Here is a 12704-nt window from a genome sequence, read left to right as displayed (position 1 = left end):
AAGGCGTACCCGAGGGCCGGTGTGGTGGAGGAAGCCCGCCACCACACCGGCCCTCATTCAATGGAGTGGAACGGCGGTGCCAGGAGCGCCGGTGACCGTGGTCATCCGGAGGCACGACACCCGCGATCACCGCCGTACAGCAGCCAGGACCACGCTGTGGCCGCACTGCCAGACCGTGCCCACCGCCCCGAATCCCGCCTTGCGCATCAACTCCGCGTGCTCCCGGGCGCCGAGCCCGTTGTCGCCGCCGGGGTCGGGGCCGCGCCGCGCCCGCTCCTCCAGCAGCTCGTCGAACGTTCCGGCCGCGGCCGCCGCCGCCCACCAGCCGGCCCAGTCCTCGGCGGGCCGCTCGGCGCGCCGCGCCGCTTGCCCGCGCCCCACGGCGGCGGCCAGCTCACGCACCGGCGCGTCGTCCTGGAAGAGGTGGTCGGCGTTGACGAGCACGCCGCCGGGCCGCAGCAGGTCGTGGACCTGCTCGTACACAGTGGCGAGCTCGTCGGCCGGCAGGTAGTGCAGGGCGGTGGTGGACACCACCGCGTCCAGCGGGCCGTCCCCTGACACCGCCCCGGTCCACGGTCCCTGCCCGATCCGTGCGTCGACGAAGGCGACGGTCGCGCCGTGCACCGCCCGCCCGAGCGCCAGCAGGAACGGATCGTGGTCGACCCCGAGCACGCGGGCGTGCGGCAGCCGGTCCGCGAGCCGGGCGGCGAGCGAGCCGGGACCGCAGCCGAGGTCCGTGATCACGGGCCGATGGCTGCGGCCGCAGGCGTGCGCGACGACGTCGGCGACGACGTGGAAGCGTTCGGTACGGGCGGTTGCGTAGAGCTGCTGCTGGATCTCCCAGCGCTCCACCCACGGGGCGGCCTCGGCGGTCGTCAGGGGTCGTGCCATGGTGCTTTGCGTCCTTGCTGTGGTCGTGCGTCGAGCTCGTGCGTCGAACGGTCGGTAGGGGCGGGCCGGAGCGGTACGGGTGTCAGCTCGCGGCCTTCTCCGGTATGCCGCCGGTGGCAGGCGCGGCGTTCTCCAGTCGGCCCACGGCCGCCACCGCCGCGGCGACCGCCGTCGCCGCGGCCGCGGCGAGGAAGCCCCAGACATGCCCGCCGGGACGGTCGACCACGACCCCGGTGACCGCCGAACCCAGCGCGGCCATCGAGAGGTTGACGGTGGTGAGCCAGGTGTACGCCTCGTTCAGCATCGGCTCGGGCACCGTCTGGGAGACCAGCTCCGCCTCCACCGTCAGCGCCGGGGCTATCACCGCGCCCGACACGAGGAGCAGCGCCCCGAGCGCGTACGAGTTCGGCATCAGCGCCCACGCGGCGTACCCCGCCGCCAGTGCGGCGAGCAGTACCAGGAACCGCCGCGCGAGCGGACCCTCGAAGGTGCGGCTGCCGTACCAGAGCCCCGCCGCCGCGCTGCCGATGCTCCAGACGGCGATGAGGACGCCGGTCACGCTCTCCGCCGACGCGCCGTCGTGTGCCTTGGCGTATGCGGCGATCGCCACCGGCGACCCCCCGAAGGAGAACGCGATGCCCGCCGCGCACAGCAGCAGCATCCGCAGTGCCGGTTCCCGCAGTGGGCCGATGCCGCGGGTCGGCGCCCTGCCGCCCGAGGGCAGCGCCCGCATGGCCCGGCCGCGCGCCACCCCGTACGTTCCGAGGCCCGTGCACAGCGAGGCGAAGACGAGTGCCGTCGCCGGGCCCGCCGTGGCGGCCCCCGCTCCGAACACGTCGCCGAGCGGCGTGCCGAGCAGCATGAACGCGGAGAAGATCAGCGGTCCGACGACGAAGACCAGCTCGAACAGCGTGGACTCGGCGGCCATCGCGGTCTGCCGCAGTTTCGCCCGCCCGCTGTCCTCGTTGGTCAGCGTGGTCCAGGCGGCCCGCAGCGCCGGGCTGATCGCCGGGAACGCCGCCCCCGAGAGCGCCCCGAGCAGGCACAGCAGCACCAGCGGCAGCCGGCCCAGGACCGCCGCGAGCAGCAGCAGTTGCAGGACCGCGTAGGCCGTCGCGTACAACGGAAGCACCCGGGCCGGTCCGAACCGGTCGGCGAGCCGGCCGGCCACGGGTGCGGTCGCCGCGGTGGCCAGCGAGATGCTCGCGCCGACCAGGCCGGCCTCGCTGAAGCCACCGGTGGTCTCCTTCACCAGGAGCAGCCAGGCAAGGACGGTGACGCCCTGACCGAGCCGGGCCACCACCCCGCCCGTCAGCAGCAGCGGGGCCCCGGGCACCCGCCACAGCCGGGCGTACTGCGCCATGCCGGTCGCGGTCATCGGTCTCCTCCACAGCTCTCTCCGGTCACCCGGAAGTCGCGGGCGGTCGCCTCGACGGCCGCCGCCACGGTCGCACCGTCACGGCCTCGGAACCGGAACCGGCCGCCGACGTGCTCGTAGTACGCGTCGGCGTCCGGCAGTATCTCGCCCGGCCGCAGCAGTTCCTCCGCGTACGGACCGGGGGAGCGGCCGGTCATCGGCGTGACGTCGGTGATCAGACACGGGCGCGCCGCCGGTGCCGGGGCGAGCAGCCATCCGGCGATCGAAGGCGGACCGGGGGGCGGCTCCCACACCTGGGGCGGCTGCCCCAGGGCGATCCGGAAGGCCGCCTCCATGAGGTCGTAGCCGTGCACCTCCCGCCACACGTACGGGATCTCCGCGCCACCGACCCGGGCCCCGACCTCCAGGAAGGTGACGGCCGGACCGCCGGGCGCGTCGGCGTCGACGAACACCTCCAGGTGGAACGGCGTCGGCGCACCGGTCAGCGCCTTGAGAGCTCGTTTCGCGAACGCGCCGATCGCGGCCGTGACGTCGGGCCGGTCCTCCTCGACGGAGCCGAGCGCGGTGCCCTGCCGGAAGCCGAGACAGGTGTTGAGATAGCGCGAGGCCTTCCAGCACAGCAGCCGGTCCCCGTCGAAGATGCCGTCGACGTGGAACACCGGGTGCGGGATGTGCACCTGTGCGATCAGTGGCCGGTCGGCCGCGAACGACACCTCGTCCAGGCCCTGGTCGTCCTCGACGAGCACGACCCCCTCGCTGCTGCTGCCGATCGTGGGTTTGACGACGACCGGGCGCTCGTGCGAGTCCGCGAGGGCGCGCACCTGCTCCGGTCCGGCGACCCGGGCCGTCGGCGGCACGGTGAGCCCGGCCCTGGCGACCCTCGCCGTCATCAGGTACTTGTCCCGGAACGGGAGCAACTCCTCCGGGCGGCGGGCGGCGCAGCCCCACTCCTGCGCCAGCTCGGCGGCGACCAGCAGGTCGTCCTCCTTGAGGGCGACGACCGCGCGCGGGGCGCCGTGCCGGGTTGCGAGGCCGTCGACCTCCTTGCGTACGCGGGCGAGGTCGTCCGTGGCGGGGACCAGGACCACCTCGGCGGCTCCGTCGGGCACGGCCGCCTCCCCGACTTCGGTGGTCACGTAGGTGACCGCGTGGGCGTCGTGGTCGACGTACCGCTCGTAGTGCGCGTAGTGGGCCCGCCACCGGTGCAGCACCACGAGGTGCGGCCGGGCCACCGCGGACGGGCCGCTCACGCCGGCCCTCCCGGGTCCTTGAGGACGTAGAACCCGGCCCCGTCCAGGTAGTGGACGGTGTTCAGGTCCCGTGCGAGGACGCTCTCCGAGGCGTGTGCGAGGCCGATCATCATCGGCTCGGAGGTGTCGTCGACGGTCAGCGGCAGCTGTCCGCCCTCGGGTACCGCGATGTGCACGTTGTGGAAGCTTTCCAGCGCCTCCACCTGCGGCAGCAGCGGGTACGAGGCCAGCGTGCCGCTGACCGGTGAGGTCAGGTACGCCATCGCGACGTGCCGCTCGACCTGGTGCGCGTCGCCGACGGCGGCCAGGAACCGCTCCGGGTGCAGATAGGCGTCCACGGTCCGCTCGATCTGCGACTCGCCGGCCGCGAGGCGGGCGAAGTACGCGGCGTCCGCGCCGCACAGCCGGATGCCGGCCTCCACGAGCCGGGGCCCGTCCGGCGTCAGCATGATCTCCAAGTGGGCGGGCCCGTGCCGGACTTCGAGGGCGTCGAGCACCTCGAAGGCGTACTCCACCAGGCGGGTGCGCTCCGCGGTGCCGGGGTGGACCGAGACCGCGGCACTGATCCGGTCGGTGACGCCGTTGGCGGAGATCTTCATGTAGCGCCACACGTCGGTGACCCGGTGTCGGCCCTCGCAGCTGACCGTGTTGACGACGAACTCGGTGCCGTCCAAGTGCTCTTGGACGACGACCCCCTCGTTGCGGACGTCGAAGATGTTCGTCGCCGCCATGATCTTGTCGTAGGCGGCCGCCGTCTCCTCCGGCGCACCGCAGAAGGTGACATGGTCGTTGCCGGCGCTGCGCACCGGCTTGACGACGACCCGGCCGCCGCGGTCCGCGTGCCACCGTGCCGCGTCCTCGCGGGACTCGGCCAGGTGCTGCGCGGTGCCGGGCAGCCCGGCCGCCTTGATGGTCTCGATCTGGGTGTGCTTGTGGCGGCGGGCGGCGCTGAGTCGGGTGCCGTTCCCGGCCAGGCCCAGCGCGGCGGCGAGTCGGTCGGCCAGCTCGACGCCCAGCTCGCCGCCGGTCAGCACGGCGACGGGCCGGTGTGCGGCGACCGCGCGGACGGTGGCGTCGAGGTCGCCGGTGTGGATGATGTTGTCGGCGAACTCGGTGGTGTCGAAGCTGCCCTGGTACACGGGCGGGACACCGGGGGTGCTCTGCACCCGGACCACCGGATGTCTCGCCTCCTGGAAGGCGCGGGACAACCGAAGGGTCGGCGCGTAGACGTCAACCATGACGACCGTGCCCCGGTCGTCGGCCGTGTCGCCGCGTTGCCTGTCGTCGCGCGTGTCGCGCACGTCGTGCATCGTTTCTCAGCTCTCCCGGTTGAGGCCGGCCAGGACGTCCAGCAGGCGGTCGATGTCGTCGGGGGTGTTGTGGACGTGCAGGCTCACCCGGACCGAGGACTCCTTCTCGCCCGCATGGCCCTGGCAGTGGCCGTCGGCCCGCACCATCAGGCCGTGGCTGGCGAGGATGAACCCCAGGTCGTTGGAGCCGATGTCGCGGTGCCGGAAGGTGACGATGCCCTGTCGGCGCTGCACGGTGGACGCGGCGTCGAGGCTCAGCGGGCAGCCGAAGATCTCGTACGAGCCGAGCCGGGCGAGCCCGTCGGTGAGCAGCGCGCCCAGGCCCACCGTCCACCGCTCGATCCGGTCGAGGCCCGCCGCGTCGAGCCAGTCGAGCGCCGCGTGCAGACTGACCACGCCGCTGGTGTTGGGGCTGCCGCTCCAGCCGCCGGGCTCGAACGCGGGACCGCGTTCGCCGCGCGACCAGATCGCCCCGATGCCGGGCAGAGCCATCGCCTTGTGCCCGGAGAACACGGCGAAGTCGACGTCGAGCGCTGTCAGGTCGACCGGCTTGTGGCCGACGCTCTGCGCCGCGTCCAGGCAGATCACCACGTCCGGACCGGCCGTGGCGCGGATGCGGTGCACGTTCATGTCCGCGCCGTACACGTGGTGGACGTGCGTGGCGGCGACGAACCGCGTCCGCGGGGTGATCAGTTCGGCGAGCGCCGTCTGGTCGTAGTCGCGCGAAGCGTCCTCGTACGGCATCTCCCGTACGACGATCCGCACGCCGCGCTCGGCGAGCAGCCGCTGCGCCTCCAGCCACGGCAGGGCGTTGGCCTGGTGGTCGGCGAACGGGACGACGATCTCGTCGCCGTCGCGCAGGTAGCCGGTCAGCCAGTCCCGGGCGACGGTGCGCAGCCCTTCGCTGGTGCCGCTGGTGAAGTGCACCCGGGACCGCTCCGGGCTCGGGTCGTCGAAGAACTCCTTCACCCGGTTCCGGGCCTGCTCGATGAGCTCGGTCGTGCGGTTCGCCCACGGGTAGGTGCCGCGTCCCGCGTTGGCGTTGCTGGTGGTCAGGTAGTGGTGGACGGCGTCGAGGACCGCCCGCGGCTTCTGCGCGGTGGCGGAGCTGTCCAGGTAGCGAACGTCCGGGTGTCCGGTGACGATGGGGAACTGATCCCGCAACTGGTTCTGCCAGTCGAGCAGTTCGGTGTTGAACGGCGCGGTGGCCGTGGTGTCGATCGACATGGTTCAGTCCCTCACCAGCTCGCCGCCGGCGTCCCGCCAGGCGATGATCCCGCCCTCCAGGCTGCGGACGTCGGTGTGTCCCATCCGGGTGAGCAGCGCCGCGTACCGCACCGACTGCTCGCCGACCGGGCAGGCGAGGAGCACCGGCTGGTTGCGGCCGAACGGCAGCCCGCCGTGCAGGAGTTCAGCGAAGATCTCGTCGACGATGTTGACCGATCCGGGGATGTGCAGCGCGTCGAAGGCGAACGCGCCCCGCAGGTCGACGACCAGGGGCCGCGCGTCGTCGATCCACCGACGGGCCTCTCCGGACGCGATCGTGGGCGCGGCCACGAGCTCGGACTCGGTCAAGGTGGCCACGGAGTTGCGGCGGGCGGGCTGCCGCAGCAGCTCCGGCCGGCGCTGCCGCACGTAGCTCATATAGCTCTCGACCCGGTCGCAGACGATGAAGACGGCGGTCTTCCGCTCGGTCAACTCGGCGTCGATGCCCTGCAGATGGCGGACGGCGCCGAAGTAGGCGGCGCCTCCGGTGGGGCCGGCGAGCATGCCGCAGCGGCGGACCAGGGTGAGCATCCCGTCGATCGCCTCGTCGGCCGACACCGACTCGATGGTGTCGTACGTCGCCGGGTCGAACAGGCCCACCTCGTGGACCTCGTCGATGTTGCGGATGCCGGGGATGAAGTCCGACTTGTGGGCGACCAGGCCGAGCACGCCGGTGCTCGGGTCGTGGTCGCGCAGGGCGCGGGCGGTGCCGGTCGAGGATCCCGCGGTGCCGACGGCGGCGATGAAGTAGTCGGGGGCCGCGCCGCCCAGATCCTTGATGATCTCCGGTCCGGTCGCGGTGCGGTGCGCCTCGATGTTCAGCGGGTTGTAGTACTGGTCCGTGTGGATGTACGTGTCCGCCTCGGCGGACAGCATGTGGTGGATCTTGGTGAGCGGGTCCTCGGTGTTCGTCGGGTCCAGGCACTCGGCCTGCCCCGGCAGCTCTTCGATCTCCGCGCCGAGAAGCAGGAGCAGGTCCTTGATCTCCGGGACCTTCATCCGGTTGGTGACGCTCTTGAACGGCAGGCCGTGCATGCCTGCGATGACGGCCAGGGCCTTGGCGGTGTTGCCGCTGGAGAGCTCGACGACCGTGCGCCGCGCGGCGCCCCCGTCCGCGCCGGCCTCCTCGGCCAGCAGCGGCTGCGCCATGTTCCAGGCTGCGCGGTCCTTCACGGAGCCGAAGGGGTTGAGCATTTCGAGCTTGGCGTACAGATCGATGTTCTGCAGGCCGTGTATCTCAGGCGCTATGCGCACGAGCGGCGTGTCACCGATGACGTCGGTGATCGAGTCGTACCTCAACAGTCTTCCCCCGTACAGTGGTTCGGCCAGTAGTTCTCGTCCAGGCACCAGCGCCATTCGGCGCCGTCCTGGTACGCCGCGACCTTGCGGGCCACGGGCTGGTGCAGTGCGTGGTCGGCGCTGAAATCCATGAAGTAGCCCGCCGTGTTGGCGAAGGCGAGCAGGTCCCCCGGCTGCGGCCGCTCCGGCAGGAAGACCATGCGCCGGGTGATGAAGTCGGCTTCCAGGCACAGGTTCCCAATCAGGTACACCCCGACCGGACCGCTTCCCGTGTCGCCGCCCCCGTGCCCCGGGCGGCGGACGAGCACCGGGTCCATCAGGACGCCGTGCTCCTCCAGACTCACGTCCGAGGCGTTCATCTCCAGCCGGACGAAGGTCTCCCCGGCCGGAGTGTCGCGGACCTCGAGCACCCGGGCGAGCGCGACACCGCACTGGTCGACCAGGGCGCGCCCCGGCTCGACGTGCAGGTCGTACAGGTTCTCCAGGAGCAGCGTGGCCAGCGGACGGCCGAGGGACTGCCCCCGGGTGGCGAGGAGTTCGTCGAAGTAGCGCGGCCCTGAAACCGGCCGATGGGCCGGGTAGAGCCCGAGCGCGCCGCGCAGGGTCCCGGCGTCGTTGCGCAGCCCGTAACCGTGCCCCTGCCAGGTCAGTGGCGGTCGCCGGCCGAGTACGGCGCTGGTCAGCTCGGAGGTGTACGCCTGCCACTGGGCGCCGTCGGCGAGGTAGTCCACGCCGAACCCGCCGCCGATGTCGACCGCGCGGGGCCGGAAGCCGCGGGCCGCGCACTCGTTCAGGACGCGGACGCAGCCCTCAAAGGCGGTGGCCTTCTCGGCCGGCCCGATGGTGTCGAGGTGGTACGCCACACCGATGAGGTCCAGCGAGTCGCGGTGCTTGTCCAGCAGATCGAGCAGTTCCGTGGCCGCGCCGGCCGGAGTGCCGAACCGGCTGCGCCGGCTGAGCACCGTGACGCCTGTGCTGTCGAAGTCCGACAGCCGCAGCAGCACGCGGGCCTGGGGCAGTCGATGCTTCTCCACCAGTGCGGCGAGTTGGGCGAGTTCGTCGCTCGAGTCGACGTTGACGGTGACGCCCGTTCGTGCGGCGAGCCACAGGAACTCGGGACTCTTGGGGCCCGTCGCCATGATCCGGTCCGGGGCGAAACCGCAGCCCAGGGCGTGCTGGAGCTCGCCGAGCGAGGCGATGTCGATGTGCGCCCGGGTGGCGGCGAGGCGTCGCACGAGCGCGCTGGAGCGGTTTGCCTTGTGGGCGAAGTAGATGTTCCCGGCGAGCCGGTGCTGGTCGTAGACCTCCTGGAAGCGGTCGACGTTGTCGGCGATGCCGTCCGGCAGGACGACGTTGAGCGGTGAGCCCAGGGCGTGCGTGAGCTCGTGCAGGAACCCCGCCTCGTCGAGCAGTGAGGCGAGCCGGGATTCGAGTCGTGGTGCGAGGTACAGCGGAGTGCTCATGGAGGTGCGAACTCCTGGTCTACTCGTCATGGGTGCTTTTCCCGGCAGGATGAAGAGCGCCGGAAGAAACAACGCGAGCGTAAGCTGCAACGAGAATCGTTTTCAACTGTGGAATGCAACCCGCCGCTTCTGCATGTCTGCGTGGCAGGCCGCGAGTTGACCGTGCCCCTCGCCGGGCGGGCCGACCTGGACCAGGCCGGGTCGCGCGCCCTCGCACAGCTCCCGTACGGCGGCGTCGAGCGAGGGCAGCAGCGGGCACCTGGACCGGAACGCGCAGCCCGCGACCGTACCGGTCGGCGCCACGGGATCGCCGCGCAGCACGATCCGCTCGCGGCTTCGCTCCCGTACCGGATCGAGCGTCGGGGAGGCGTCGATCAGGGCGCGGGTGTACGGGTGACGGGGCCGCTCCAGTACGTCGCGGGTCCGGCCGCTCTCCACCACTCGGCCCAGATACAGCACCGCCACCCTGTCGGCGGAGCGCCGCACCACGTCGATGTCGTGCGACACGAGCACGTACGACAGCCCCAGCGAGGCGCGCAGTCCGTCGAGGAGGTCCATCACCCCGGCCCGCAGGGCGACGTCGAGCGCCGACACCGGCTCGTCGAGCAGCACCAGCCGGGGCCGGGTCGACAGCGCGCGGGCGATCGCCACCCGCTGGCGCTGCCCGCCGGACAGCCGGGTGGGCCGTACCCCCGCGACCTCTGCGGGCAGCTCCACCAGACGCAGCAACTCTGCGGCCCTGGAGGCTCGTTCGGCGGCCGGGACGCCGTGCACCGCGAGGGGCTCCGCGACGATCTCGGCCACCCGCATCCGCGGGTCGAGGGAGGCCGCGGGGTCCTGGAGCACCACGCCCACGTCGCGCCGCACCTCCCGGCGGGCAGCGGCGGAGAGTCGTGCCGTGTCGTGCCCCAGCACCTCGATCCGGCCCGCTTCGGGTGCCCTCAGCCGCAGAATCTCGTTCAGTGTCGTCGACTTCCCGCATCCGGACTCGCCGAGCAGCGCCAGCGCCTCGCCCGCGCGCAGCGCGAAACTCACCCCGTCCACCGCGCGGACCGGAGTGCCGCGTCCCGACAGCCGGATCGCGCCGGCCGCCCGGTAGTGGCGGCGCAGTCCCTCGACGCGCAGCACGTACGGTCCTTCCGCTTCCGTTTGCGGTTCCGCTTCCGGGCCTTGCGCCGTAGCGGACTCCGTCATCCGCCGGGTGGCCGCGAGGAGTTCGCCCAGATGCCCGCCAGCCGGCCGACGGCCGGAGAGCAGCGGCCCCACCTCGCCCTCCTCTGTGAGGGCGCCCTCCCGCATCACCGCGACCCGGTCGCAGGACCGGGCCACGACCCCCAGATCGTGCGTGATCAGCAGCAGCGCGCAGCCGGTGTCCCGGCGCACCGCGTCCAGCAGGTCCAGGATCTGCGCCTGCACCGTCATGTCGAGGGCGCTCGTCGGCTCGTCAGCGATCAGCAGCTCCGGATCGTTGGCCAGAGCCATCGCGATCGCCGCCCGCTGCCGCATACCGCCCGAGAACTCGTGCGGGAAAGCCCGGGCGCGGCGCGCCGCGTCCGGGATGCCGACCCGGTCCAGGAGCCGCACCGCCCGCTCCCGGGCCGCCGGGCGGGGCACCCGCCGGTGCACCAGGACCGCCTCCGCGATCTGCCGGCCCACCGTCATCACCGGGTTCAGCGCCGCCAGCGGGTCCTGGAACACCGTCCCGATCCGGTCCCCTCGGATCCGCGACAGCTCTCGGTCCGACAGGCCCAGCAGCTCCCGCCGGTCGAAGCGCACCGACCCGCGCACCGCCGCCGCGCCCGGCAGCAGCCCGATCAGCGCCGACGCCGTGACGGACTTCCCGGAGCCCGAGCGGCCCACCACCGCGAGTGCCTCGCCGCGGGCGAGCGTCAGGTTCACGTCGCGGACCGCGTGCGTGCCGGAGGCGAAGACGACCGACAACCCTCGGACGTCCAGGAGAGGCCTGTCCCGCGTCGGCGCCATCAGGTCAGTCCCCATTGCTGTCCCCCTCGTCGAGTACGCGGCGCAGGGCTTCGCCAAGCAGTCCGACTGCCGTCACCGTCGCCACCAGGAAGCCCACCGGGGCGAGGAACACCCACGGATACGTCAAGGCCGAGCCGCTCCCCGCTGCCACCAGGGACCCCAGCGACACGTCGGGAGGCTGGATGCCGAAGCCGAAGTAGCTCAGCCCCGCCTCGGCGAGGATCGCCGCTCCCACGTGGAGCGTGCAGTCGATCACCAGCAACGGCACCAGATGGGGGAGGAGGTGGCGGCGCAGGATCCATCCCCCCGGCGCTCCCGCACAGCGCGCCGCCCTGACGAACTCCCGCCGCCGCAGACTCACCGCCCTGGCCCGGATCACCCGGGCCGTCAGCATCCACTGCGTCAGCGCCAGAACCAGCACCATCCACAGCCAGGACCGGTGTCGGAGCACCGGCGAGAGCACGGCGACGATCAGGAAGGACGGCAGGATCAGCAGCATGTCCACGCCCCACATCAGCGCCCGGTCGACGATCCGCCCGACGTAGCCCGCCGTCAGACCGACCGCCGCCGCGAGCAGCGTCGACAGGACGGCCACCGACACCCCGACGACGAGGGACTTCTGCAGCCCCCGGACGCACTGGGCGAACAGGTCCTCGCCCAGCCGCGACGTGCCGAGCCAATGGTCCTGGGACGGCGGGACGAGCGCCGCGTCCGCGTCCTGGGCGATGTGGTCGTACGGCCGCAGGAACGGTCCGGCGACCGCGGCGGCGGTGATCAGCGCCAGCAGGACGGCCCCGCACACCGCGAGCGGCGTGCGCACCAGCCGCCCCAGCAGCGGCGACGGCGCGGCCTCGGCCGCACTCACCACGCCTCCGCCCTCCGAACCCGGGGGTCGAGCAGTGCGAGCAGCGCGTCGCCGAGCCAGCCGGCCAGAACAACGAGGACGGCGATGAAGAGCGTGACGGAGGCGACGATCGCGGCGTCCTCGTGCTGGATGCCGATGAGCAGCCAGTCGCCCATCCCGCTCCAGCCGAAGATCCGCTCGGTGAAGACCCCGCCCGTCAGATGCAGGCCGAAGGTGAACGCGAACAGGGTGACCATCGGGATCAGCGCCGTGCGCAGCCCGTGCCGCAGCACCGCCGTGCGTCGGCGCAGCCCCTTGGCCCGGGCGGCCCGCAGGAAGTCGCTGCCGAGCACGTCGAGCATCGCCGCCCGCTGGTAGCGGCTGTAGAAGGCGGCCTGCGGGAGCGCGATGGCCAGGGTCGGCAGTGCCAGATGCCGCAGCCGGTCGGACACCTCCGCCCAGCCGGTGAGCGACGATCCCGGGGTCGTCTCGGCGGAGAAGTACAGCAACTGCGTCCCGACGGCCTCGTTGACGGGCAGCCAGGCCATCTTGAGCACGGTCCCGAGCACGAACACCGGAATCGCGAGGAGGAGGAGCGAGCCGAGCAGCGACAGCCGGTCGCTCGCCCGTCCGTCGCGCAGTGCGTTCCACACGCCCCACAGCACCCCGGCCGCCATGGCGAGCAGACTGCCCGCGAGGAACAGCCGCAGGCTGATGCCGCAGCGCCGCCACAGCTCGTCGGCGATCGGCTGCCCACCGACCGTCTCCCCGAAGTCACCCCGCGGCAGCCCCGCCAGCCAGTCGAGGAAGCGGACGGGCAGCGGTGTGTCCAACCCGAGCCGGTGTGCCTGCGCGTCGATGACCGCCTGGGACGGCCGCGGCTGCTGGCCCCGCAGCTCGGCGAGCGGGTCGAAGCTGAGCGAGGCGAGCACGTACGCGACGAGCGTCGCCGCCAGGCACAGCCCCAGCCGCCAGGCGAGCCGCCGCAGCAGTCGTAACGCCACCGCTCCCCTCTCACCA

General features: G+C 72.5%; 10 protein-coding genes. All 10 read right to left on the bottom strand.

The window, feature by feature from the left end:
- Positions 1 to 126 precede the first annotated feature (126 nt).
- Positions 127 to 891 carry a class I SAM-dependent methyltransferase gene (locus tag ACFV9D_RS23825; RefSeq protein ID WP_385149669.1) on the bottom strand — a complete coding sequence of 255 codons (765 nt, stop codon included), beginning with the start codon at positions 889 to 891 and terminating at the stop codon, positions 127 to 129.
- 82 nt (positions 892 to 973) lie between these two features.
- Positions 974 to 2269, bottom strand: coding sequence for an MFS transporter (locus ACFV9D_RS23820; protein ID WP_385149666.1), 1296 nt, complete (start codon positions 2267 to 2269; stop codon positions 974 to 976).
- On the bottom strand, positions 2266 to 3519 hold the full coding sequence (locus ACFV9D_RS23815) for an acetyl-CoA carboxylase biotin carboxylase subunit family protein (RefSeq protein WP_385149663.1): 1254 nt from the start codon (positions 3517 to 3519) through the stop codon (positions 2266 to 2268). Before ACFV9D_RS23815 ends, ACFV9D_RS23820 begins: the two co-directional genes overlap by 4 nt.
- Positions 3516 to 4820 carry an ATP-grasp domain-containing protein gene (locus ACFV9D_RS23810; protein ID WP_385149660.1) on the bottom strand — a complete coding sequence of 435 codons (1305 nt, stop codon included), beginning with the start codon at positions 4818 to 4820 and terminating at the stop codon, positions 3516 to 3518. Before ACFV9D_RS23810 ends, ACFV9D_RS23815 begins: the two co-directional genes overlap by 4 nt.
- A gap of 15 nt (positions 4821 to 4835) precedes the next feature.
- Positions 4836 to 6056 carry an aminotransferase class V-fold PLP-dependent enzyme gene (locus ACFV9D_RS23805; RefSeq protein ID WP_385149657.1) on the bottom strand — a complete coding sequence of 407 codons (1221 nt, stop codon included), beginning with the start codon at positions 6054 to 6056 and terminating at the stop codon, positions 4836 to 4838.
- Positions 6057 to 6059: 3 nt separating this feature from the next.
- On the bottom strand, positions 6060 to 7394 hold the full coding sequence (locus ACFV9D_RS23800) for a pyridoxal-phosphate dependent enzyme (RefSeq protein WP_385149654.1): 1335 nt from the start codon (positions 7392 to 7394) through the stop codon (positions 6060 to 6062).
- Entirely contained in the window at positions 7391 to 8857 is a 1467-nt protein-coding gene (locus ACFV9D_RS23795; RefSeq protein WP_385149651.1) for a Y4yA family PLP-dependent enzyme, read from the bottom strand. Before ACFV9D_RS23795 ends, ACFV9D_RS23800 begins: the two co-directional genes overlap by 4 nt.
- A gap of 102 nt (positions 8858 to 8959) precedes the next feature.
- Positions 8960 to 10855, bottom strand: coding sequence for a dipeptide ABC transporter ATP-binding protein (locus ACFV9D_RS23790; protein ID WP_385149648.1), 1896 nt, complete (start codon positions 10853 to 10855; stop codon positions 8960 to 8962).
- Positions 10845 to 11705, bottom strand: a complete 861-nt coding sequence (locus ACFV9D_RS23785; RefSeq protein ID WP_385149646.1) for an ABC transporter permease — start codon at positions 11703 to 11705, stop codon at positions 10845 to 10847. The genes ACFV9D_RS23790 and ACFV9D_RS23785 overlap by 11 nt, the downstream gene beginning before the upstream one ends.
- A complete protein-coding gene (locus tag ACFV9D_RS23780) occupies positions 11702 to 12688 on the bottom strand; it encodes an ABC transporter permease (RefSeq protein WP_385149643.1) in 987 nt (328 codons plus the stop codon). Before ACFV9D_RS23780 ends, ACFV9D_RS23785 begins: the two co-directional genes overlap by 4 nt.
- Between the last annotated feature and the right edge of the window lie 16 nt (positions 12689 to 12704).

The organism is Streptomyces sp. NPDC059875 (assembly GCF_042731085.1).
Taxonomy (GTDB): Bacteria; Actinomycetota; Actinomycetes; order Streptomycetales; family Streptomycetaceae; genus Streptomyces.
The sequence above is the reverse complement of the archived record's forward strand: the minus strand, read 5'-3'. Positions and strand labels throughout refer to the sequence as shown.